General features: G+C 71.7%; 19 protein-coding genes. 5 read left to right on the forward strand and 14 right to left on the reverse strand.

Annotated features, from left to right (window positions below):
* Positions 1-278: 278 nt before the first annotated feature.
* The gene (locus JOF41_RS01065) at positions 279-3,215 is read left to right on the forward strand and encodes a glycine--tRNA ligase (protein ID WP_244989865.1); all 2,937 of its coding nucleotides are present in this window, start codon (positions 279-281) and stop codon (positions 3,213-3,215) included.
* Positions 3,216-3,290: 75 nt separating this feature from the next.
* Here JOF41_RS01065 and JOF41_RS01070 read toward each other — a convergent pair whose 3' ends face one another.
* Complete coding sequence (locus tag JOF41_RS01070) at positions 3,291-5,021, reverse strand: S8 family serine peptidase (protein ID WP_189222267.1); 1,731 nt, start codon at positions 5,019-5,021, stop codon at positions 3,291-3,293.
* A gap of 306 nt (positions 5,022-5,327) precedes the next feature.
* On the opposite strand from JOF41_RS01070, the gene JOF41_RS01075 reads away from it, so the two are divergent.
* Positions 5,328-6,434, forward strand: a complete 1,107-nt coding sequence (locus tag JOF41_RS01075; RefSeq protein WP_189222265.1) for a sugar ABC transporter substrate-binding protein — start codon at positions 5,328-5,330, stop codon at positions 6,432-6,434.
* Between the two features lie 151 nt (positions 6,435-6,585).
* Here JOF41_RS01075 and JOF41_RS01080 read toward each other — a convergent pair whose 3' ends face one another.
* Together JOF41_RS01080 and JOF41_RS01085 are read right to left on the reverse strand one after the other, a co-directional pair.
* Positions 6,586-7,308: a hypothetical protein gene (locus JOF41_RS01080; protein ID WP_229795199.1), complete on the reverse strand. Its 723-nt coding sequence runs from the start codon at positions 7,306-7,308 to the stop codon at positions 6,586-6,588.
* Positions 7,309-7,331: 23 nt separating this feature from the next.
* Positions 7,332-7,673: a hypothetical protein gene (locus JOF41_RS01085; RefSeq protein ID WP_209615418.1), complete on the reverse strand. Its 342-nt coding sequence runs from the start codon at positions 7,671-7,673 to the stop codon at positions 7,332-7,334.
* 247 nt (positions 7,674-7,920) lie between these two features.
* Here JOF41_RS01085 and cspE point away from each other — a divergent pair, with 247 nt between their 5' ends.
* Entirely contained in the window at positions 7,921-8,127 is a 207-nt protein-coding gene (gene cspE, locus JOF41_RS01090) for a transcription antiterminator/RNA stability regulator CspE (RefSeq protein WP_015098655.1), read from the forward strand.
* A gap of 93 nt (positions 8,128-8,220) precedes the next feature.
* Here the strand turns inward: cspE and JOF41_RS01095 are convergent, their stop codons facing one another.
* The 10 genes from JOF41_RS01095 to JOF41_RS01145 all read right to left on the reverse strand — a co-directional run bounded on the left by JOF41_RS01095 (position 8,221) and on the right by JOF41_RS01145 (position 20,203).
* Entirely contained in the window at positions 8,221-8,601 is a 381-nt protein-coding gene (locus JOF41_RS01095; protein ID WP_189222259.1) for a nuclear transport factor 2 family protein, read from the reverse strand.
* A 138-nt stretch (positions 8,602-8,739) separates the two neighbouring features.
* Positions 8,740-10,764 carry an NPCBM/NEW2 domain-containing protein gene (locus tag JOF41_RS01100; RefSeq protein WP_307867161.1) on the reverse strand — a complete coding sequence of 675 codons (2,025 nt, stop codon included), beginning with the start codon at positions 10,762-10,764 and terminating at the stop codon, positions 8,740-8,742.
* Between the two features lie 131 nt (positions 10,765-10,895).
* Positions 10,896-12,614: an acyl-CoA dehydrogenase family protein gene (locus JOF41_RS01105; RefSeq protein WP_372448460.1), complete on the reverse strand. Its 1,719-nt coding sequence runs from the start codon at positions 12,612-12,614 to the stop codon at positions 10,896-10,898.
* Between the two features lie 21 nt (positions 12,615-12,635).
* Entirely contained in the window at positions 12,636-13,472 is an 837-nt protein-coding gene (locus JOF41_RS01110; RefSeq protein WP_209615423.1) for an SWIM zinc finger family protein, read from the reverse strand.
* On the reverse strand, positions 13,465-16,452 hold the full coding sequence (locus JOF41_RS01115) for a DEAD/DEAH box helicase (RefSeq protein WP_209615426.1): 2,988 nt from the start codon (positions 16,450-16,452) through the stop codon (positions 13,465-13,467). Before JOF41_RS01115 ends, JOF41_RS01110 begins: the two co-directional genes overlap by 8 nt.
* A gap of 176 nt (positions 16,453-16,628) precedes the next feature.
* The gene (locus JOF41_RS01125; RefSeq protein WP_189222253.1) at positions 16,629-16,898 is read right to left on the reverse strand and encodes a GlsB/YeaQ/YmgE family stress response membrane protein; all 270 of its coding nucleotides are present in this window, start codon (positions 16,896-16,898) and stop codon (positions 16,629-16,631) included.
* 41 nt (positions 16,899-16,939) lie between these two features.
* Entirely contained in the window at positions 16,940-17,467 is a 528-nt protein-coding gene (locus JOF41_RS01130) for a hypothetical protein (protein ID WP_209615429.1), read from the reverse strand.
* 41 nt (positions 17,468-17,508) lie between these two features.
* Positions 17,509-18,597: a DNA cytosine methyltransferase gene (locus JOF41_RS01135; RefSeq protein WP_209623981.1), complete on the reverse strand. Its 1,089-nt coding sequence runs from the start codon at positions 18,595-18,597 to the stop codon at positions 17,509-17,511.
* 18 nt (positions 18,598-18,615) lie between these two features.
* Positions 18,616-18,996, reverse strand: a complete 381-nt coding sequence (locus JOF41_RS01140; protein WP_189222593.1) for a very short patch repair endonuclease — start codon at positions 18,994-18,996, stop codon at positions 18,616-18,618.
* Between the two features lie 91 nt (positions 18,997-19,087).
* The gene (locus tag JOF41_RS01145; protein WP_209615431.1) at positions 19,088-20,203 is read right to left on the reverse strand and encodes a DUF2786 domain-containing protein; all 1,116 of its coding nucleotides are present in this window, start codon (positions 20,201-20,203) and stop codon (positions 19,088-19,090) included.
* A 69-nt stretch (positions 20,204-20,272) separates the two neighbouring features.
* On the opposite strand from JOF41_RS01145, the gene JOF41_RS01150 reads away from it, so the two are divergent.
* Both JOF41_RS01150 and JOF41_RS01155 read left to right on the forward strand, forming a co-directional pair.
* A complete protein-coding gene (locus tag JOF41_RS01150) occupies positions 20,273-20,944 on the forward strand; it encodes a hypothetical protein (RefSeq protein ID WP_209615434.1) in 672 nt (223 codons plus the stop codon).
* A 68-nt stretch (positions 20,945-21,012) separates the two neighbouring features.
* A complete protein-coding gene (locus JOF41_RS01155; RefSeq protein WP_229795196.1) occupies positions 21,013-22,779 on the forward strand; it encodes an ATP-binding protein in 1,767 nt (588 codons plus the stop codon).
* Positions 22,780-23,609: 830 nt separating this feature from the next.
* Here the strand turns inward: JOF41_RS01155 and JOF41_RS01160 are convergent.
* Entirely contained in the window at positions 23,610-23,774 is a 165-nt protein-coding gene (locus JOF41_RS01160) for a hypothetical protein (RefSeq protein WP_189222246.1), read from the reverse strand.
* Positions 23,775-23,791: the final 17 nt, after the last annotated feature.

Below are 23,791 nucleotides of genomic sequence, written 5' to 3' on the forward strand. Positions count from 1 at the left end.
GGGCGCGGCCTGCCCGCGGCGGGACCCCGAGGGGGAACGGGTCGCCTGCCGAACCCGTCGGGTTCGCCTGGTCTCGGCGGCCGGTTGTCCACTCCCACTCCCTCCCCTGTCCCGGTGCTCGCTGGTCAGACGCACCGGAAGCCCTCCAGGTTGCGCACAGCGTCGCACAGCGCCCGACGACCACGTCGTGATACCGGACGGGTACCCGTTCTGACCAGGGATGAGGCCCGATTGTGAGGTGCGGCCTCCACCGTTCGTAAACTGCCCCGGTGCTGACCATGCAGGACGCGCTGCTCGCGCTGACCAGGTACTGGACCGACCGGGGCTGCATCGTCGTGCAGCCGTACAACACCGAGGTCGGGGCGGGCACGCTGAACCCCGCGACCGTGCTGCGGGTGCTCGGCCCGGAGCCGTGGCGGGTGTCCTACGTGGAACCCAGCGTGCGGCCCGACGACGCCCGGTACGGCGAGAACCCCAACCGGCTGCAGACCCACACCCAGTTCCAGGTCATCCTCAAGCCCGACCCCGGCGACCCCCAGGAGCTGTACCTGGGCAGCCTGGAGGCGCTGGGCATCGACGTGCGCGCGCACGACGTGCGGTTCGTCGAGGACAACTGGGCCTCGCCCGCGCTGGGCGCCTGGGGCCTGGGCTGGGAGGTGTGGCTGGACGGGCTGGAGATCACCCAGTTCACCTACTTCCAGCAGGCCGGTGGCATGTCGCTGGACCCGGTGTCGGTGGAGATCACCTACGGCATCGAGCGCATCATGATGGCGCTGCAGGGCGTCTCCCACTTCAAGGACATCGCGTACGCGCCGGGCATCTCCTACGGCGAGGCGTTCGGCCAGTCCGAGTACGAGATGAGCCGCTACTACCTCGACGACGCCGACGTGGAGGCCAACAAGCGGCTGTTCGAGGAGTACGCGGCCGAGGCGCGGCGGATGCTGGACGCGCGGCTGCCCGTGCCCGCGCACAACTACGTGCTCAAGTGCTCGCACACCTTCAACGTCCTGGACGCCCGCGGCGCGATCAGCACCACGGAGCGGGCGCGGGCCTTCGCGCGGATGCGCGGCCTGGCCCGCGAGGTCGCCCAGCTGTGGGCGGCCCGCCGCGAGGAGCTGGGCCACCCGCTGGGCCTGGTCGAGCCCGCCGCGCCGGCCACCGCGCCCACCGGCTTCGCCACCGTGGACCAGCCGCGCACGCTGCTGTTCGAGATCGGCACCGAGGAGCTGCCGCCCGCCGAGGTCACCCGCACCGTCGAGGCGGTGCGCGAGGCGGTGGCCGCCAAGCTGGGCGCGACCCGGCTGGCGCACGGCGCGGTCCAGGCGCACGGCACGCCCCGGCGGATCGTGGTGCTGGTCCCCGACGTGGCCCCGCGCGAGCCCGACGCCGAGCGGACCGTGCGCGGGCCGCGGGTCTCCGCCGCGTTCGGCGCCGACGGCGAGCCGACCAAGGCCGCGCTGGGCTTCGCCCGAGGCCAGGGCGTGGACGTCGCGGCGCTGGGCCGGGTCACCGAGAACGGCGTCGAGCACGTCGCGCTGGTGCGCACCGACGTCGGCCGCGGCGCGGTCGAGGTGCTCAGCGGGCTGCTGGCCGAGGTCGTCGGCGAGCTGCGCGCGGAGAAGAACATGCGGTGGAACGACCCGAAGCTGTCGTTCACCCGGCCGATCCGCTGGCTGCTGGCGCTGCTGGGCGACACGCCGGTGCCGGTCGCGGTGTCCGCGCTGGCCTCCGGCACGGTCACCCGCGTGCACCGCACGGCCGCCGAGCCGGTCGTCGAGGTGCCCGGCGCGGACGGCTACCTGGACTTCCTGGCCGGTCACGGCATCACCGCCGACGCCGACCGGCGGCGCGCGGAGATCGTGCGGCGGGCCGAGGAGCTGGCCGCGTCGGTGGGCGGCGTGGTCGACTTCGACGGCGTGCTGGACGAGGTCACCAACCTGGTCGAGCGGCCGACCCCGATCCTGGGGTCGTTCTCCGCCGACTACCTGGAGCTGCCCGCCCAGATCCTGACCACGGTGATGCGCAAGCACCAGCGGTACCTGCCGGTGCGGTCCGCCGACGGCGCGCTGCTGCCGCACTTCGTCGCGGTGGCCAACGGCGCGGTGGACGAGGACTTGGTCCGCGCGGGCAACGAGGCGGTGCTGCGCGCCCGCTACGAGGACGCCGCGTTCTTCTGGCGGGCGGACCTGCGCACCCCGCTGGAGCGGATGAAGGCGGGCTTGGAGAAGCTGACCTTCGCCGACAAGCTGGGCTCGATGGCCGACCGGGCCGGGCGCATCGCGGCGCTGGCCGGGCGGCTGGCCGAGGTGGTCGGCGCGGCCGACGACACGCTGCGGCGCGCGGGCAAGCTGGCCAAGTTCGACCTGGGCTCGCAGATGGTGATCGAGCTGTCCAGCCTGGCGGGGGTGATGGCGCGGGAGTACGCGCTGCGCGCGGGCGAGACGCCCCAGGTGGCCCAGGCGCTGTACGAGATGGAGCTGCCGCGCTCGGCGGGCGACGCGCTGCCCGGCTCCACGGCGGGCGCGCTGCTGTCCCTGGCCGACCGGTTCGACCTGCTGGCCGGGCTGTTCGGCATCGGGGCCAACCCGACCGGCAGCTCCGACCCGTTCGGGCTGCGCCGGGCCGCGCTGGGCGCGGTGAGCGTGCTGCGGGCGTTCCCGGAGCTGCGCGAGATCACCCTGTCGCGGGCGCTGGAACTGGCCGCGCGGGACCTGGCGGTGCCGCGGGAGGCGCTGGAGGCCGCGCGGGAGTTCGCCGTGCGGCGCTACGAGCAGCAGCTGCTCGACGCGGGCCACGACCACCGGCACGTCAACGCCGTGCTGCCGCTGGCCGACGCGCCCGCGGTGGCCGACGAGACGCTGGCCGAGCTGGTCGCGCTGGCCGACGACGAGGGGTTCACCGCGCTGGTGGCGGCGCTGCAGCGGGTCCGCCGGATCGTGCCGGCGGGCACGGCGGGGGAGTACGACCCCGGCGCGCTGCGCGAGCCCGCCGAGCTGGCGCTGCACGAGGCGTTCGCGGCCGTGCCCAGGGGCACCACCGGCCTGGCCGCGTTCGTCACCGCCGCGAGCGGGCTGACCGGGCCGGTCAACACCTTCTTCGACGAGGTGCTGGTGATGGCCGAGGAGCCGGGGCTGCGGGCCGCCCGGTTGGGCCTGCTCGCCGCGATCCGCGACCTGGCCGCCCCCGTGCTGGCCTGGCAGGAGCTGCCCTCCTGACACCGCGTCCCTGCGGTACCGCGTCGGCAAGTACCACCCGACCCCTGTCGGGTGGTACTTGCCGACGTCGGGGCGTTACAGGAAGCCGCCGCCTCGGGTGACCGCGCCGTAGGCGTCCACGATGCCGTAGCCGTAGAAGCCGTTGAACTTGGTGTCGCCCTCGCAGGTGGCGTCGAACTCCGGGGTGCGGCCGACCGGCACGTAGGACACCGTCCTGGGCACCGGGCAGGCGCGTGGCGAAGCCGTCCTGGTCAGCACCTTGAGCACCTTGTCCGGGTCCAGCGTGAGCGTGCCCTGGTGCGCCTTGTCCTTCTTGCCGTACTGGCTGACCACCAGCGCGGCCACGCCCGCGGCGTGCGGCGCGGCCATCGAGGTGCCCTGCAGGTACTGGTAGTAGCCGCAGGAGTCGGCCCGGCAGTCCTTCTTCACGCCCGCCGCCTCACCGGCCGGGGTGATGTTGCCCGCCTCGTCGATGGCGCCCTCGGCCAGCGCCACGTTGCGCGGGTAGGTCGACAGGATCAGGTTCTCGTTGGTCCGGTACCAGTCGGTGCCCAGGCCGTCGCGGAAGTAGCCGCCGGGCGCGGACAGCGTGGTCTGCTCGGTGCCGTAGTTGGAGTAGTCGGCCTTGCCCAGCGACGGGCCCAGCGCCGAGATCGAGATCACGTGGTCGCCCTCGGTGGGCAGGGTCAGGCAGCTGTTGTCCACCGGCCGGGGCCGGTTGTGGCCGGGCGGGTAGTTCGGGCTGGCCGTGTCCGGCCGCGGCTTGCCCAGGTCCTCGTGGTTGTTGCCGCCCGCGCCGATCAGCGTGACGCCCTTGCGGTGGGCGTAGTTCAGCGCGCGCTGGACCGCGGCGATCGTGGTGCGCTGCGCCAGCTGCTCCTCCGGCGTGGCCGTGGGGTCGTTGACGCAGTTCATGTACCAGGGGTCGACGTAGAAGGACATGTTGATCACGTCCAGGCCCGCGTCGGCGCCGTAGGTGATCGCGTCCACCACCGGCTGGAGGAAGAACGAACCCGAGTCCTGACCGGCGCGGATGTTGACCAGCGACACGTTGGGCGCGACCCCGGACAGGCCGGAGCCGTTGGCCGCCGCGCCGATGGTGCCCGCGACGTGCGTGCCGTGCCCGTTGTCGTCGTGGTCGGCCGGGTCGACGCAGCCTCGGAACTCGCACGGCCCGTCGAACGCGCCGCCGTCGGGGTCGGTGGGCATGTCGATGGTGAAGTTGCGGGACAGCCCGCGGTCGAAGTTCGGCGCGATGTCCGGGTGGGTGCCGTCCACGCCGGTGTCGATGATGCCGACGTGGACGCGCTTGTCACCGGCCTGCTTGGCGCGGGCGATGTCCGAGCGCACCGTCCGCAGGCCCCAGAGGTAGCTGTCGAGCGGGTCGCTGCCCGCCGTGCTCGCCGGGGCGGACTTGCGGGCGGCAGCGGCGGCACCAGCGGTCGCGGCGTTCTCCTGCTCGACCTCCCGCCAGTCCCGGTTGCCCGGCCCGCTGGCGGTCGGGGCGTGCCCGACCGGGCGCACCGCCGCCGCGCCGAGCACCGCCTCGGAAGCGGAGACCCGCTGCGCGAAGCCCGACACCGGGGCCTGCACGGTCAGCAGACCGACCGCGGTGTTCTCCTTGGTCACGCGTCCACCCGCGGCGCGGACCGCGGCCAGCGCGGCGTCCCGGCCCGCGCCGTCCTCCACCAGCACCGTGTACTCGGTGGTCTCCTGCGCCGCGCCCGCGGGCTGCGCCAGGGCGCCCGCCAGCGCGACCGCGCCCGCCAGCGCCAGCGCGGGACGGACCGTTCTGCGTCTTCTCACCGGTGTTCTTCTCCCTCACCCGCGATGATCAGTCGGCGACACACTGACACAGGAAACCGTGCTCGCGGCAGGCGTCATTAGTTGGATGATGCTGAGTAGTTGAATGTGGACTGAGAGTGAGTCGGTTGCCCTGAGTGACGCCGTGACCAGCGCTTCGTCGCCAAAAAATGATCAATAATCGCGGCTCGGACACCATTCGGCCGCTACCGGGCCGCGCGGCTTGACGAACCACCCCTGGAAGGGTTGAACTTTCGCGTCCCGTTTTGCGACCGCGGTTCCCCGGAGGACCGCCTGAAGGACTGAGCGATGCGACGCTTTCAAAAAGCCGTGTCCGGCGTTGTGCTGCTCGGACTGCTGACTTCCTGCGGGGGAGGGGGCGGCGCGGAGACCGCGGTCAGCACCGCCAAGGAGCGGCCGCTGGTCGGTGTGATCCTGCCCGACCGCAAGAGCTCGGCCCGCTGGGAGGAGCAGGACCGGCCCCGGCTCAACCAGGCCCTGGGCTTCGCGGGCATCGAGGCGATGATCGACAACGCGGACGGTGACGAGGCGAAGTTCGCCAGCATCGCCGACAGCATGATCCAGCGCGGTGTCAAGGTGCTGATGACCACGCCGCTGAGCCCCGAGGGCGGCGCCGCGGTCGAGCGCAAGGCCAAGCAGGCGGGCATCCCGGTGATCAACTACGACCGGATCACCATCGGCGGCCAAGCCGACTACTACGTCTCGTTCGACAACATCAACGTGGGCGAGCTGCAGGCCGAGGGCCTGATCGGCTGCCTGGGCGACCGGCCGGGCGCGGACATCATCGAGATCGAGGGCGCGCCCACCGACAACAACGCCACCCAGTTCGCCGACGGGCACCGCCGCAAGCTCGCCGCCAAGTACGACAGCGGCGCCTACGACCTGGTCGCCACCCAGGCGATCGAGCAGTGGGACCCGGTGCGCGGCAAGGCCGTGTTCGAGCAGCTGCTCAACGGCAACGGCGGCCGGGTCGACGGCGTGGTCGCGGCCAACGACGGGCTGGCCGCGTCGGTGATCGAGGTGCTGCGCGCCAAGGGCCTGGCGGGCCGGGTTCCGGTGACCGGCCAGGACGCCACCCTGGAAGGGCTGCGCGCGATCCTGCGCGGCGAGCAGTGCATGACCGTGTACAAGCCCATCCGCGACGAGGCCGAGGCCGCCGCCTGGCTGGCGGTGTCCCTGGCGCGCGGCGACATCAGCGGCGCCGACGACCTGGCCACCGGCAACACCCGCGACCCGGTCTCCCGGCGGGACGTGAAGTCGGTGCTGCTGGGCGCCGACCTGATCACCAGGAACAACCTGCGCACCCTGGTGGACGACGGCATCGTCAGGCCCGCCGACCTGTGCGCGGGCGACGTCGCCGCCGACTGCGCCGAACTGGGCATCAGGGTCGGGTAGCGCGCCTCCGCCGCGGCCTCGCGGGTGCCCACCGGCACCCGCGAGTCGCGCGTTCGGACACCGCGAACTGAGCCTTCGGGACGCGAGTCCCGGGTGTCGGGTAGTAGTCAGCCGCCCCGATGGGGGTGTCGGGTAGTACTTGCCGGTGCGGTCAGCCTTCGAGGTCGTGGCGGCCGGAGATGAACTCCTGGACCCGGATCTTGGCGCGGATCAGGGGCTGGCGGATGCGCGCTTCCCGGCGGTAGGCGCGGCGCAGCTTGCGCGAGCCCTCCGGGTAGCGCCAGCGCGCCCACGGTGAGCCCGGCCGGGCCAGGCGCACCGCCCCGATCTGCGGCAGCCCCAGCACCAGCAGCCCCAGCAGCCCGGTCCACACCTTGCCCTTGAGCAGCGCGACGATCGCGAAGCCCAGGTTGACCAGCACCGCCAGCACGCGCAGCAGCATCCCCTCGCCGAAGAACCCCTCGTAGCCCAGCGGCCGGGCACCCAGCAGGAGCAGGCCGGTCATCCCCACGGCGAGGAACACCGCGTCCACCGACAGCCGCCCGTCCTTGGTCCAGTACACGTCGCGCAGGTGCAGGATCAGCGCGAACTCGTCGAGCACCAGCGCCGCGCCCACGCCGAGCAGCGCCGCCGCGGCCACCCGGAGGCCGTGCTGGTCGTCCGGCACCGCCAACCCGGTCACCCCGCCCAGCAGCATGAACACCGAACCGGGCACGACGTGGTGGATGTGCGTGCCGCCGGGGGTGATGTTGCCCGGCCACCAGCGCACCTTCGCCCGGATCAGCCGCACGCTGATGCGGATGAACACGAAGGTCAGCACCAGGCCGAGGAAGAAGAACTGCAGCCGGGTCTGGGGCAGGTCGAGCGTCGACACCACGCCATCTTCACCCTTGCGGGCTATCGGAAGGTCACACCGCCCTGGATGTCGCCCGCCTGCACGACGGTGCCGTGGACCGGGGCGGTGACCTGGTTGACCACCCCTCCGGTGCCGGTCGCCGAGGCCCGCTCCCACTCCCGGCGCAGCTCCCGGCCGAACGCCGGGTCCTGCCGCTCGGTGTTCTCCAGCACCTCGCCCAGCGCCGCCACGGCGGGCGAGCCCGCGTCCGCGCCCCGCGCCGCGGCCAGCGCGGCACTCGCTTCGGGGTCATCCGCTAACCGGGTTCTGACCAGGTCGTGCAGCCTCGCGAACGCCCTCGTGGCCAGCGCCGAGGCGATGCTCACCAGCACCGGTTCCGCCATGTCGGACTCCTTGTGATCGTGGTCACCCACGGTAGCAGCGAGACTTACCCCCGTCTGTTGCTCGACGGCCGGCCCACTGTCGTGGTTGACTGTTCTCGGTCGTACCTTTCTGTGTTCGTGTTCCACCACGCTCGCGGAACGGAGTGGCGGGCGTGGCTTTCCTCGCGGTACCGGCGTCGAAGTCCCGCCCTAGCTGACCCGGTGGTCGCAAGCGCGATCCGGCACCCGTTAGAGGAGAAGTAGCAAGATGGCAGTTCAAGGCACCGTCAAGTGGTTCAACGCGGAGAAGGGCTTCGGCTTCATCTCCCCGGACAACGGTGGCGCCGACGTGTTCGTGCACTACTCGGAGATCCAGTCCAACGGTTACCGCACCCTGGAAGAGAACCAGCGGGTGGAGTTCGAGATCGGCCAGGGCCAGAAGGGCCCGCAGGCGCAGGCGGTCCGACCGCTCTGATCTTGATGTGAGTCGAACCTGACTCGTCCGGGCCGTCACCCCCTCGGGGGTGGCGGCCCGGTTCGCTGTCCAGATCCGCTGGTCAGGGCGGGTTCACCCGGCGTGCGTCGGGTGACCGCCGTAGACCCGCTTGCCGACCAGGCTGGCCCCGTCGAAGACGAAGAACGCGCTCATCCGGGTCCGCACCGGGCGCCCGCTGTCCGGGTGCGTCCCCGCGACGTCCACCTCCACGATCACCGCCTCGTCGGCGTGGTGCAGCCGGACCAGCCGGGAGCGCTGGTCGGGCCAGGTGAAGCGGGCGTAGTACGCGGAGAGCCCGTCCGGGCCCTCGAAGACCTCCCCGGTGGCCGCGACCTCGTAGCGCGGGCGGTCGAAGGCGCCCACCGTGGTGGCGAAGTCGCCCTCGTTCTCCGACTCCAGGTGCTCCAGCACGAGGGCTTCACGCAGGGCCCGCAGTGCTCCGGACGCGGTCATGCGGCGGCTTCTCCTCGCTCCAGGGGCGCGTCGGTGATGATCGACCCAACACCGCTGCGTGACCGCCAGTCAAGACGCTTCACCCGACTGACCGGTGGCGGACTGCGGTCCGCCACCGGTCGATGACCTGCTGTGCGCTCAGTCGCAGGTGATCGAGGCGTCCGCCCAGTCGGCGTGGTCGCTGTTGACGCCGTTGCCACCGTCGGTGACCACCAGCCGCACGGTGGTGGCCCCGGTGATGTCGGCCGCCAGCTCCTCGGCCGGGTCGGCGGTGGTGAGCACGCCGCTGTCGGCGGCCTTGCGGCCGTCCGCCCACACCTCGAACGACACGGACCCGTCGGTGGCCTTCTCGTCGTCCACGCCCACCTCCGCGCGGAACGCGGAGCACCGGCCGCCGGTGAAGTACTCGACCCGGCTGTGCGCGTGCACGCCCAGCCCCTTGGCGTAGGTCACACCGCCGATGGTGATCGGCCCGCCGTCACCCGCGGCCTGCTCGCCGTTGCTGCGGTCCAGCTCCACCGGACCCCAGCCGTTGCTCGCGCGCAGCCAGGGCAGGTCGCTGACCTGCCTAGCGCCCGACGGCGGCGAGGTGGGCAGGTAGGCCTCCGCGGTGAACGACCAGCGGCCCGCCGCCGAGCCGATCGCCGCGGTCACCGGGTAGCGGCCGGGCGGGTCGTCGAGCGGCGGGGTGACCTCCCACGTCGTGGTGAACCGCTGCCCGCCCGGCAGCACCGCCTTGACCGGCGGCGAGGTGGGGCGGGCCCGCCAGCCCTCCGGCAGGCGCAGCTCGACGTGCACGGCGAGGACCGGAACCCGGCCCGCGTTGCCGACGCTGGTGGTGAACTTCGCCTGCTTGCCCGGCGTGACCAGCGGCAGCGCGCCGGGGTAGGCGGGCTCGGGGGTCACGATCGCGTCCACCGCGGGCGGGTGGCGGAACCAGTGGTGGTCGGGGCTGACCCGGTACACCGCGGTGCCGTGCGGCGGCACGGCCGCGTCGATCGCACCCGCCGTGTGGGTGTCGGTGTGCGCCCACAGATCCCGCAGCCGGTACCCGCTCGCGGCGGGCAGTCCGATCTCGCGGGCGGTCGTGCCGATCCGGGCGGGCAGGTCGGTCTCGTTGAACAGCGCCACCGCCCGGTCGCCGTTCTCCAGCGGCTTGACCAGCACGTGCAGGCCGTTCTCCGCGCGCAGCAGCCGGGCCTGCGCGCCCAGCCGGTCCTGGTCCAGCGCGATGATCTCGCGGTTGGTGAGGATGTCGAAGGTGTCCTCGCCGACCTCGCGCAGGTCCGCGCCGATCAGCAGGGGAGCGGCCATCATCGCCCAGAGGCTGAAGTGCGTGCGGTACTCGGTGTCGGTCATGCCGCCGTTGCCGACCTCCAGCATGTCCGGGTCGTTCCAGTGCGCCGGCCCGGCGTGCTCGGCCAGCGTCATGTTGAACTTGGCGATGCCGACCATGCTGTCCCAGTTGTCGCTGATGTCACCGGTGGTGCGCCACAGGTGGCCGACGCCCTTGGCCCACTCCCACGGCCGGTTCTCGCCCCACTCGCAGATGGAGAAGACGATCGGCCTGCCGGTGCGGTTCAGCGCGTCGCGCATGGTCGTGTAGCGCAGCCTGGCGTCCACGCCCTGGTTGTTGCAGTTGTCGTACTTGAGGTAGTCCACGCCCCAGGAGGCGAACAGGTCGGCGTCCTGCTGCTCGTGGCCGAGGCTGCCGGGGAAGCCGATGGTGCTGCACGTCATGGTGCCCGCGCTGGTGTAGATGCCGAACTTCAGGCCCTTGGCGTGCACGTAGTCGGCCAGCGCCTTGATGCCGTTGGGGAAGCGCACCGGGTCGGGCACCAGGTTGCCGTCCTGGCCGCGCTGGGGCAGCGCCCAGCAGTCGTCGATGTTGACGAACTCGTAGCCCGCGTCCTTGAGCCCGCGGGAGACGAAGATGTCCGCGATGCCCTTGATCATGTCCTCGTTGAACTCGGCGTCGCAGTGCGTGGTGTTCCAGTTGTTGAAGCCCATGGGCGGGGTCAGGGCGAGCCCGTCCGCCAGCGGGCGGACGACCGGCTGGGCGGCGGCCGCCGGGGTCGGACCGGTCACGGCCAGACCCGCGGCGGCCAGCGGCACGACCAGGGCGACCGCCCACCCGCGTCGCGGTGATCTGCGTTGATGCACGCGCACTCCTCGTCCGGATGGGCAGCGTCGCCCCATCTCCGGTGGACGTCATGTCCACCGAGCGAACCCGGTGAAAATGGCACCAGTCAAGAGTGCGGATGGGTGCTCACCAACGAGTTCCCCCGGTGGGGTCAGGGGTTCATCTCGTAGGCGCCGGACAGCGCGGCCACCCGCTCCCACACGCGGGCGGACCGCTCGCCGTCCACCACCGGCTTGCGCACCCGCGCCAGCGCCCACCGCTGCTGCGCCTCGGTGGAGGAAGACTTGCCGTGCAGCGCCACCGCGTACTCGGAGAAGTCCCGCACGAGCACGTCGAAGACCTGGTCCAGCACGTCGCGGTCGAACTCGGTCAGCTCGGCCTGCTCCAGCACCAGCTGGCCGTAGACGACCAGGGTGAACAGCTGGCCGAGGGTGAGCAGGAAGTCCAGGTCCTCCTGCTGGCCCTCCTCGACGCGCAGCTCGCGCAGCGCCCGCGCCTGCTCGTGGAACAGCGCCGCGTTGGGCACGTCGGCGAACTTGGCGTAGGCGGTCTCCCAGTCGTGGAACCGGATCGCGCCCAGGCCGCGGGCCGGGCCCTGCCGCCAGAAGAACTCGTCGTCGGCCGGGTCGTGCCGGGTCGGCACCTCGGCGTACTCGGCCGGGTGGAACAGGTAGTTGGGCAGGAACTTCAGCACCAGCGCCAGGTTCACGTGCACCGTGCCCTCCAGCTTGGGCAGGGCGCGGATGTCGCGGGCGGCCATCGAGAAGTAGGTGTCCTTCTCGAAGCCCTTGGCCGCGATCACGTCCCACAGCAGGTCGATGACCCGTTCACCCTCGCTGGTGACCTTCATCTTGGTGATCGGGTTGAACAGCAGGTAGCGGCGGTCGTCGGGGGAGGCGCTGCGGAAGTAGTCCACCGCGCGGTCGGCGAACAGCTTCATGGCCGCCAGGCGCGCGTAGGCGTCCACGAAGTTCTGCCGCACGTGCGGGAAGTCGGTGACCCGCTTGCCGTACAGGACCCGGTTGTGGGCGTGCGTGATGGCCTCGTAGAACGCGTGCTCGTTGATGCCGATGGACGCCGTGCAGAGGTTGAACTTGCCGACGTTGACGGTGTTGAGCGCGGCGCTGAACGCCTCGGGGCCGGTGTGCAGCAGGTCCTCGGCGCGGACCGGGTAGTCCTCCAGGCGGAACTCGCTGACGAACATCTGCGAGTTCACCACGTTCTTGACCAGCTTGAAGTTCGGGTGCTGCGAGTCGACGGCGAAGAAGACGTAGGCGTCGGGGCCCTCGACGTCGGCGCGGCGGCCGAACACCGAGACCATGCCCGCGACGTTGCCGTTGCCGATGTAGTACTTGCCGCCGTTGGCCCGGAACCCGTCGCCGTCGGGGGTGAGGACCATGTCGGTGGAGTAGACGTCCGCGCCGTGCTCCTTCTCCGACAGCCCGAACGCGAACACCGCGCCGTCGTCGAGCAGGTCGGCGGCGCGCTCGCGGGCGGCGGCGTTGCCGCTCATCCAGATCGGGCCGAGCCCCAGCACGGTGACCTGCCAGGCGTACCAGTACTGCAGGCCGTAGAAGCCCAGGACTTCGCTCAGCGCGGCGTTGCGGGCGGCGTCCCAGCGCTTGTCCGGGTGGCCCTTGGCCTGCGCGGCGGGGGTGCAGAAGGTGGCGAACAGCTTCTCGCGGGCGACGAAGTCGAGGAACTCGGTGTACCAGACCCTGGCCTGGTCGTCGGCGATCAGCCTGCGCTTGCCGCGCTCCTCGAACCAGTCGATGGTCGCGCGCAGCAGGCGGCGGCTCTCGGCGTCCAGGTGCGCGGGGTCGTAGCTGGTGGGGTGGAACAGCACCGGGTGGCTCCCTTCGTCGTCCACCGCACGTTACCAGTGGGTAACTTAGCTGCCCTCCGCGATGGCCCGGTAGAGCGGGCGCAGCAGTTCCGGCACCGACCGCCCGGCCGCGGTGAGCGGCCCCAACTCGTCCAGCACCGCCTCCGGGTGCCGCTCGGCGACCTGCCCCAAATCGGATTGCCCGAGATCGGACACCGTCGCGACCTGCGGGCGCTGCCAGAACGACTCGAGGCAGTCCTCCAGCGGGAACTCCCGCCGCGGCTCGGGCTCCTCCGCCCGCATCGGGTCGCGCAACGCGCGCAGCCGGTCCAGCAGCTCCTCCCGCGACCGACCACGCCAGGCGAAGATCTCGAACGGGTCGGTGTCGAAGGACTCGGCGAGCAGGTAGCAGGTGGCGGCCAGGTGCTTGCACGGCACCTCCCAGTCGGGGCAGGTGCAGTCCATGCTCAACTCGCGGGTGGTGCGCGGGAACAGCGACAGGCCCAGGTCGGCGAAGACCTCCTCGACCTCCTCGGGCATCTCGCCCGCGAGCAGCCGCGCGGCGAACACCGCCCGGTCGGCCAGCGCGTGCTCGACGCGCCGCCACTGCTCGTCGGTGAACTTGCGCACCGCCACCCGTGCCCGGTACGGCCTCGGCTGCGACCCCATGACCAGCGCGACCACCAGGCTGCTCGACAGCGACAGGCTCATCACCTGCCCGGAGCGCGCGTAGGCCCGGCCCCTGGTCAGCCGCCCGCCCATGCCGAAGGACTCCAGCACCTCCAGGAACCGCCGCGACCACCACGTCCGGGCGACGTCGCCGCGCTTGCTGCGCAGCGTCAACCCGCCCTCGACCCGGATCGGCCGCGACGGCGGCCGGGACCGGTACCAGCGGTCACTCACCGACGGCCTCCCCGGACAGCGCGAGCAGGTCGCGCAACTCGGCGGTGGACAGCTCGGTGAGCCAGTCCTCACCCGCCCCCACCACCAGCTGCGCCAACCCGCGCTTCTCCTCGATCATCCGGTCCACGCGCTCCTCCACCGTGCCGACGCAGACGAACTTGTGCACCTGCACGTGCTTGCGCTGCCCGATCCGGAACGCCCGGTCGGTGGCCTGGTCCTCCACCGCCGGGTTCCACCAGCGGTCGAGGTGGACGACGTGGTTGGCGGCGGTCAGGTTCAACCCGGTGCCGCCCGCCTTGAGCGAGAGCACGAACAGCTTCGGCCCGTCGGACCGCTGGAACCGCTCCACCATCGCGTCGCGCGCCTTCTTCGGCGTGCCGCCGTGCAGGAACAGCACGTCGGTGTCGAAGCGCGCGGCCAGGTGCGGCACCACCAGCGAGCCGAACTCGGTGAACTGGGTGAAGCACAGCGCCTTGTCCCCGTCGGCCAGCGCCTCGTCGAGGATCTCCTCCAAGCGGGCCAGCTTGCCCGACCGCCCCGCCACCCGCGACCCGTCGCCGAGCAGCTGGGCCGGGTGGTTGCACACCTGCTTGAGCTTGGACATCGTGGCCAGCACCAGCCCCCGGCGCGCCATGCCCTCGGACTCGGAGATGCGCTGCAGCATGTCGTCCAGCACGGCCTGGTAGAGCGAGGCCTGCTCGACGGTGAGCGTGCACAGCTGCTTGACCTCGATCTTGTCCGGCAGGTCGGAGATGATCCGGGGATCGGTCTTGATCCTGCGCAGCACGAACGGCCCGGTGACCCGCCGCAGCCGCACCGCCGCGTCCTCGTCGTGGTGCCGCTCGATGGGGACGGCGAACCGCGCGCGGAAGGTGTTGACCGAGCCCAGCACGCCGGGGTTGATGAAGTCCATGACCGACCACAGCTCGGCCAGCCGGTTCTCCACCGGCGTGCCGGTGAGCGCGACCCGGTGCCGCGCGGGCAGGGAGCGCACCGCCTGGGACTGCCGCGTGGCGCTGTTCTTGACGTTCTGCGCCTCGTCCAGCACCACCCGGTCCCAGGTGACCTCGCGCAGCAGCGCCGCGTCCCTGGTCGCCACCGCGTAGGTGGTGATCACCAGGTCGTGGCCCGACCGCAGCGCCTCGGCGTCCCGCGCGGCCCCGTGGTGGACGTGCACCCGCAGGCCCGGCGTGAACCGCGCGGCCTCCCGCTGCCAGTTGCCCACCACCGACATCGGGCACACCAGCAGCGTGGGCGGCCGCGTGCGGTCCTGGCGGCACAGCGCCTCCAGCGCCAGCAGCTGGACTGTCTTGCCCAGCCCCATGTCGTCGGCCAGGCAGGCGCCCAGCCCCAACCGGTCCAGGAACGCCAGCCAGGACAGCCCGCGCAGCTGGTAGGGGCGCAGCACCGCGGTCAGCCCGCGCGGCGGCTCCACCGGCTCCAGCTGGTGCTCCACCTGCCCGGACAGCAGGTCGCCCAGCCACCCGACGCCGCTGACCGCCGTCACCGGCAACGGCAGTGCGGCGTCGTCCGGGCGCAGGCCGGAGTGCAGCAGCACGTCGGCCACGGCCATCCGCCCGCCGCCCCCGCGCTTGAGGAACGCCAGCCCCGCCGCGAGCTGCTTCTGGTTGACGTGCACCCACTGCCCGCGCACCCGCACCAGCGGCACCTTGGTCCTGGCCAGCGCCGCCAGCTCGGGCTCGGTCAGCTCCTCCTCGCCCACCGCCAAGTCCCACCGGTAGTCGACCAGGACCTTCAGGCCGAGCTCGCTCTCCTTGGCCACGGCGCCCGCCGTGCCCGGCGCGGACGCGGTCAGCTTCAGCCCGAGCTGCCGGGGCGCCCGCCACCACGACGGCAGCAGCACCCCGAAACCCGCCTGGGTCAGCAGGGACGACCGGGTCAGGAACTCGTAGGCGCCCTCGACGTCCAGCTCCAGCTCGGCGGGCCGCCGCTGGGCCAGCGCGCGGTCCAGCGCGGGGTAGAGCCTGCTCGCCCGCCCCAGGTCCGCCAGCAACACCTCCTCCGGTCGCGGCACCCACCGCCGCAACACCTCGTCGCGACCCCACAGGTCGCCCGCCGGGACCAGCACGCTCGGCTCGTCCACCGCCTGCAGCAGGAACTCCAGCCGCCACCCCTCGCGGGGGCCGCCACCGGAGGCGCCGCTGACGTCACCGCCCGGCTCGTCCTGCTCGGGCGAGCTGAGCCGGAAGCAGGTGCGCACCGGGCTCTGCCGCAGCAGGCTCGCGTGCCACCCCGCCAGGGCGCGGCGAAGCCCGTCGACCTCCTCGGCAGCGGCGTCGAACCGCGGGTCGCCCACCAGCGCGCGCACCCAGGCCCCGACCACCGACCGGTCGGCACGAGGTGCCCGCGCCACCCTGGCCCGGACCTCCCGGTCCACCAACCCGTCCAGCGCCAGCCGCAGCAGCTCCTCCGGCTGGTCCCGCACGTCAGCGGCGCGGAACGCGGGCGGCATCCCGTCCCGCAGCGCGGCGAACCGCAGCGAGTCCACCCCGGACAGGGCCGCCCGCCACCGCGCCTCGGCGACCTCGTCCGCGACGGAGGCCAGCACCCGCCCCCGGCTCACCAGGTCCTCGGCGAACCGCACCAGGTCGATCAGGTACCGGGCCGACGCCCCGAGCCGCGCTTCGGGCAGGTCCTCGGGCACCTCCTCGCCCAGCCACCCGACCGGGACCAGCCACTCCCGCAGCCGCAGCGCCCCGCGGGGCCTGGGCCCGACAGCGGCAGGGTCCCGCACCAGCTCCGGCGACGCCGAGGGCGCGGACGCGAAGGACGGCAACCTCAGACCGAGCACGCCGACCTTGCCGCCGAGCAGGTCGCCCAACCCGTCCTCACCCACCGCGAACGGGTGCGCCACGGCCGCCCGCCCGAGCCGCTTCCCCGTTCGCGCGGGCAACCGGGAGTCCTCGGCCCACCACCCCAGTCGACCGTCGGTCGCGCACACACCGTGCAGCACCAGCACGGGAGGACTCTATGTGCCCCCGCAGCCCGAGGTGTCCAGGGGCGCGGCACGCCCGAGCCGGACCCGAAGCGCCCCCCGCCGCAGTGGTCAGTCCAGCGGTGGCCAGTCCAGCGGTGGCCAGTCCAGCGGTGGTCAGTCCAGCGGTGGCCAGTCCAGCGGTGGTCAGCCCAAGTCGATCAGCTCAGCTGGCGGCTCCTCCGCTTGGCCAGCGCGGTCACGCCGACACCCGCCAGCCCCACCTGCAGGGCCAGCTCGATCCAGTCGATGCCGTCGGTCTCCGCCACGCCGATGACCGACGCGCCGAAGGTGCCCACCAGCGCCGCCGCGATGCCGACCAGCACGGTCAGCAGCACCGAGATCCGCTGCTTGCCTGGCACGACCAGGCGCCCCAACCCGCCGATGAGCAACCCGATGAACAGGGCCGAGATGATGCCGGTGATCTCCACGGGAGGTCCTTCCCCTCAACGCCAACCGTCCACCGCGAGCATCACCCCTCCTCCCACCTCGGCGGATCGGGTTTGTCCCCGAGCCCACCCTGATCCCGACCCCGAACTCCCAGCACCGCCGCCGCCTCGGCGGACAGGGGCCGCCCCGGCACGTCCGGGTCGCAGCCGACGCGCGCCAGCCGGGAGCGGATCGAGGTCGGGGAGCGCTCCATGCGCAGGGCGATGCCGCGGATGAGGTCCGCGGTGGGCGCGTCCGGCTCGGCCGCCAGCCACGCGGTGCGCAGGTCATCGTCGAGGTCGGCGGTCCACGGCTGGTTGGCGTTGGCGGGCCGGGAGCGGGCGGCCGGGCGCGGCGCGCCCAGCTTCGCCATGGCGTCCAAGACCTGGCCGAGCACCTTGCCGACGGCGCTGCCCGCCTCGGCGGGCAGCCGGAGCTCGCCCTCGGCGACCAGCGCCCCGGAGAGGTCGCTGCCGGAGAGCCGCACCACCAGGTCGGGGTCCGCGGTGGCCAGCAGGCGGTACTCGGTGGAACCGATCCGGACCGCGCTTTCGTACGTGGCTGTCGTCATGGCGATGACGCTACGGACGAGGTCCGACAATTCCGGGCCCGCTAGCGGCACAGCGGGCAGTGATCACCTGAAGGAGTGACGCCGGTGAGGTAGGGCTGGAGGTGCCGGGCCACCGCCATGGCCAGCAGGGGCGGCACGGCGTTGCCGATCTGCCTGGCCACCTCGGTCTTCGTGCCGCACCACTCGAACTCGTCCGGGAAGCTCTGCAGGCGCGCGGCCTCCAGGTGCGTGATCGGGCGGTCCACCCGGTGGCCGTCCTCGCCCGGCTCCCACTGCGGGTGCAGGTACTGGCCCTTCTCGGGCTTGTAGAACTCGGTGCGGATGGTCAGCGACGGCTGGTCCCACCGCATCCGGCCCATCACGTCCGTGGTGCCGGTCTTCTTCTCCCGCCAGCAGCGCGGCAGCAGCTCGTCCGGCAGGTCGAACCGCCCGCCACCGGGCGGGATGTGCCGGTAGCGCCGCACCGACAGCGGCGTCGGGTTGCGGCCGACGTGCAGGTCCAGGCTCTTGAAGCGGCCGGGCAGCTCGGTGCCGAAGAACCGCGCCGTCGACTTGGGCAGCGCCGTCGTGGCCGGCCGCTCGGGCAGACCGGCCAGCACGTCGCGGACGGTGTGCCAGCTCCCGCGCGGGTGGGTCGGCTCGGGCAGCGGGATCGGGCCGATCCGCGAACCGATCACGATCGCCCGGCGCCTGCGCTGCGGCACGCCGAAGTCCGCCGCCATCAGCAGCCCGGAGCTGAGCTGGTAGCCCTCGGTCTCGGCGCGCAGCAGGGAGAACTCGGCGGAGCTGAGGAACCGGTCCACGTTCTCGATCACGAACACCGCGGGCCGCGCCACGCGCACGAACCGCAGGTACTCCCGCCACAGGCCGTTGCGCGGGTCGTTGACGTCGCGCGAGCCCAGGTTGGAGAACCCCTGGCAGGGCGGACCGCCGATGATCAGGTCGGCGCGCGGGATCTCCCGGTCGGGGACGGCGGCGATGTCCGACCAGCGCATGTGGTCCTCGCCGAAGTTGGCCGCGTACGTCGCGGCCGCGTGCCGGTCCCACTCGACCGCCATGACCGGCCGGTAACCGCCCGTCGCGACGAAGCCGGAGGTCATGCCGCCGCACCCGGCGAACAGGTCGATCATGGACAGCACCCGCCCAGGCTACCGATCGCGCCGCGCCCGCACCGCCTCCCGCACCCGGTCCGCCGCCGCGGCCGGGTCCTCGTGCTCCCACACCCGCACCGCGAGCCAGCCCGCGTCGGCCAGCACCCGGTCGGTGTCGGCGTCGCGCGCCTGGTTGGTCTCGATCTTGGCGCGCCAGAACTCGCCGTTGCGCTTGGGCCACGTGCCGTGCTCCGGACAGCCGTGCCAGAAGCAGCCGTCGACGAACACGGCGACCTTGGCGGGGCCGAACACCACGTCGGCCTCGCGGCGCACGGTCCGCACGGGGCGCTGGTGCACCCGGTAGCGCAGGCCCAGCCGGTGCAGCTCGCGGCGCAGCGCCACCTCGATGCCCGTGTCGCGGGAGCGCTGCTTGCTCATCCTGGCCCGGACGTCGTCGGTCGTGTCCAGCTTCCGCACCGCGCCATGATGGCCTACGCGGGGTGCGGGACGCCGTGCGACCTGGTCGCGGTCAGCGGTCGACGCTCAGATCCGCCCGGTCCGCGGCGGCCCGGCCCGCGTCCCAGCCCGCCGCGCTGCGCACGCGCGTGGACTTCGAGGTGGTGCTGGCGAACAGGGTGCCGAACAGCTCGTCCACCGCCTTCTTCCGCTGCGCCAGCACGGGCAGCAAGCGGTCGTCGTCCACCTGGTTCACCGCCCGCAGGCGCTCGCCGACCCGGTGCGCATAGGACAGCAGGAAGGACTTCCGGTAGCCCAGCGACCGCGTCTCGTCGCCCTTCGGCGCGCCGTCGCCCGCCGCCACCATCGCCCGCGTCGCCTGGACCAGCAGGGAGGTGGACAGCAGCTCGACGATCTCCAGGTCCAGCTCCTCGCCGACCAGCGCCACGAACCCCAGGTCGTCGTACACGACCGCGCGGGCGCGGTTGGCCTCGGCGACGACGTGGACGATGTGCGCCTTGCCGTCGAAGTACCGCTTGTCCAGCCACATCCGGCGCGACGTCGCGGCGGGCGCCTCGGTCGGCATCCGCTGCAGCGCGTGCCGGTTCACCAGCTCCTGGGCCTTGGCCGACAGCGCCTCGGCCTCCTCGGGGAACAGCGTGGACTCCGCCTTGGCCAACAACCCCCGGACCCGGTTGAGGACCTTGCGGTCCACACCGTGGTGGTCGACCTCGGCCAGCGGGCTGCCCGGTTCGGGGATGATCCGCGGCAAGGCGGGCAACGTCATCAGCCGGGCCAGCAGCGCCACGACCACGGCCACGGCGTCGTCGCGCCGCTCGATGTGCCTGGTGGCCCACTGGTCCAGGTGCGGCTGGTCGCGGTCCCACCAGACCTCGGCGCCGACCTCCGCCAGCTGCTCGCGCCACCGGGGGTGCAGCACCGGGAACCGCTCGGCGTCCGCCGCCAGCGAGTCCACCAGGAACGACAGCACCCGGTCGTCCTCGTTGCGCCGCACCACCTCGTGCACGTCGTAGGGCAGCCAGCCGTTGCCCCACAGGTGGTCGAACGCGCGGCGCAGCACGGCCCGGGCAGCATCGTCCACTTCGGTCGCGGACAGCTCCGACGTGGGCGGCAGCGGGGCCCGGCGGTTGGCCGCGGCCCGCCACATCGCCTGGCGCAATGACTCCACGACACGGCATTGTCCTCTTTCGGGTGTGGTGACGCGGAACCCAGCCCCGGCCGTGCCAGCCTCGACCCGGTGAGCCGGAAGACGCACTGCCCGAAGCGGTGGCCGATCGCGCCGGTAGGCCGTCCACACGGGACGCCGCTGACCCTCGCTCAGCGGGAGGTCGTCCGGCGCTGCCGGGCGCTGCCGCAGCTGACCGACCCCCTGGAGATCGAGCTGGTGGTCAGCCACGCGGTGTCGGACGTGCCCGTGGACGAGGAGTTCTGGGCGGGCGTGATCGAGCACGCGGTGTCGTTGCCCACCAGGCGCAACGAGGCGCTGCTGCGCGCGCTGGCGGCCCTGCTCACCGGGCGTCCGCGCGAGTGGGCCGCCCGCGCGGCGCCCCCACTCCCGCCCGAGCTGGTGGTGGGTGAGGCGTGGATCTGCGACCGGTCCATCGACGCGGGATACCTGGCCCTGATCTGCTCCTACTCGTACGGGGTGCGGGAGCACGCCATGGTGTTCCTGGTCGACGAGCTGGCGGGCGGGATGGTGCGCAAGGCGTTCGTGACGCGGGACGTGGCGGTGGCGCTCGTCCGGTTGAGCGAGCAGGGGCCGCTGGAGCGGGTGGCGCCCGCGGCGGCGCACTGGCTGTTGTCCAAGTCCTACGACCGGCTGGACCGGCAGGCCGACCTGGCGGTGGACGTCGAGGTGTGGCGCACGCGCCTGCTGGCGGGCAGGCGGATAGCGCTGGCCTTCGGCTGAGCGCGGCGAAGCATAGTAACTAGCATCGGAACAAGGGCTAGTTACTATGGTTGTTACTATGCTATGAAGTGGCCGTGCTGGACAGCGAACTCGCCGAAATCGTCGAGAACCTCCGGGTTCTCGGCGCCGATGTCGCGGACATCGAGGTCAAGCGAGCTGAGCGGAAGCTCCCGGCGTCGGTGCGGGAGACGCTGTCGGCCTTCGCCAACACCAGGGGTGGCGTCCTCATCCTCGGGCTCGACGAAGCGACGGGCTTCGCCGCGACCGGTGTCCAAGAGGCGGCGAAGGTGGCCGCTGATCTTGCGTCGTGGTGCTCGACGGAGATGGAGCCGCCGCTGCGTCCGCTGATCAACGTGCACTCGTTCGAGGGGGTGGATCTCGTCGTCGCCGAGATCGCGGAGCTGGAAGCCGCGATCAAACCGTGCTTCTACCGCGGTGCCGGAATCACCCAGGGAAGCTACGTGCGCGTGGGCGACGGTGATCGCAAGCTCAGCAGCTACGAGGTGCAGATGCTGCTGACCAAACGAGGCCAGCCGCGTGACGACTTGGAGCCCGTTCCGGGTACGAGCGTGCAAGACCTCGACCGCAGGTTGGTGGCTGAACTGCTCGCGCGTCTGCGGGTGAGCAGGCCGTACGCCTTCTCGGAGCTGGACGAGACGACGGCGCTCCGGCGTGCTCGCGTGCTGGTCCAGGACGGCTCGGGGGAGCTGGTGGTGTCGTTGGGAGGGCTGCTCGCATTGGGGACATATCCCCAGGAGCACTTTCCGCAGCTGATGTTGTCCTTTGTGCACTACCCGACGGTTGACGGGGCCGATGTGGTGTCAGGACAGCGGTTCCTCGACAACGTCATGCTCGAAGGACCGATTCCGGTCATCGTCCGCGACACTCTGGCCGCGTTGCGGCGCAACATGAGTAGACGTGCTGTCGTCATCGGTGCGGGACGGCAGGACGTGTGGGAGTACCCGGAGACGGCCCTGCGCGAGGCGATCGTGAACGCCTTGGTGCACCGAGACCTTTCAAGCGCATCCCGCGGTGCTCAGGTTCAGGTCGAGATGTATCCCGATCGACTGGTGGTGCGAAACCCCGGCGGGCTCTACGGGCCGGTGACCGTGGATCAGCTCGGTGATGAGGCCGTATCGTCGGCGCGCAACTCGATGCTCATCCAGGTGCTGGAGGACGTTCCGGTCCCCGGCGGCACCAGAACGGTGTGCGAGAACCGCGGTTCTGGCATCCGCACCATGGTGAAGGCGTTGCGGGAAGCGCGAATGAGCGCCCCGGAGTTCGTGGACCGGATCAGTTACTTCAGCGTGACGTTTCCGAACCACACGCTGCTGGGTGATGAGGTTGTGGCCTGGATCAACTCGTTGGGGGAACACGGGTTGTCGGACAGCCAGTGCGTCGCGCTGGCGTTGTTGCGGGATGGCAAGCTGCTGGACAACCAGACCTACCGGGCCGCTGCGGGGCTCGACTCCCAAGTCGCCCGCGCTGAACTCCGCGATCTCGTCGCCAGAGAACTCGTGGTGCAGCACGGTGGCCGCCGCTGGACGCGCTACGCACTGGCGCCGGCTCTTGTCGCGAACACCAGAACCGCCGGGCTGGGCGCTCGTCGGGCGGACCGCCGCGAGCAGTTGCTCGACATCCTCGGTGACGGGCAGCTGTCCCGCGCGGAGTTGGTCGAGCGAAGCGGATTGACCGCTCCTGCCGTCACCCGGTGGTTGCGCCTCATGCGCAAGGAAGGGCTGGTGGAGGTGACTGAAGAGTCGATCAGGAGCCCGCACCTGCGATATCGACGATCCCGGCAAGCCTTCATGGAAGAAAGGGAAGGGCCTGTGTAGGTGCGCCAGCCGGAGCCGGGAGCGTTCGGACGCTCCGGTGAGCGAGCTGCGCGTCCTATCGACTCGAGCGGGCGTCAGGTCCACGTGGTTGGTGAAGGAGTGCCAGTGGGGCAGCTTCAAGGGCGACTCGGCCGTGCTTATAGAAGTACTTCAACACGTTTCTCCGCACGACGAACCGGGGCATCAACCAGCCGGTGTTCCGCCTGCTCGCTGCCGCGCTGGATCCGCGGATCGCTCCGCGTACTGCGATAGCGAGATCGCTGTGGTGCGCGCCGCCGGTAATCGCGTCATCCTTGGGCTGCCTTTCGAGAACGAGGCGCTGGGCAAGGAGTACAGCGGACCTGCACGTTGTCCTCCAACAGCACCACGTGGGCGGAGTTGACGGCGGGGGACCACCGCCTGCTGTACTTCGCGCGACTGATGGGTATCCGATGGGCGTTAGAGGAGGACGAGTGGGGTGACGAGGTGGAGCCGCTCGTGCCGCAGGGCTCGGCGCGCTGCACAGCGTCGTGAAATTCTCGCAGGGCGCTGCAGACCTGCTCGCCGTGGCGGTTGGGGACGGTTCTGCTCTGCTGGTGCGCGACCTGTTCACCTCGGCTGCGGCGCGGCGGTGACGCTTTCGTTAAGATCTCTCGTCGACTTGGTTCTGGCGCATGGCCGAGCGTGGCTGGGCAGTCGACCCCAGCCACGCTGGCGACCTCGACGTTATGGCGCCTGGTTCGATTCCGGACAGGGTGTGTCGTGCTGGATCGCGCTGCGGCATCTAGTCGCCGTTAAACGCTTGATGCATAATCTTAACATTGGTCGATCCCTCCGAGTTGAACCGAGGTTCAGCGCTTGTTGGCGATGACCGTGGACGTCTTGTCCGGGTTGACGTCGTTGATGATTCCGGTCCAAGCCAGGGCGGCCGCTGGGGTGGACACCAGGAAGCCGATGGCCATCACGGTGGCAACGACCGCTTTCCGTCCGCCCGTCAGGGGGTTGTGATCAAACACGGTGTCATTCCATCACA

The sequence above is a fragment of the Saccharothrix coeruleofusca genome, assembly GCF_017876325.1.
Classification (GTDB): domain Bacteria; phylum Actinomycetota; class Actinomycetes; order Mycobacteriales; family Pseudonocardiaceae; genus Actinosynnema; species Actinosynnema coeruleofuscum.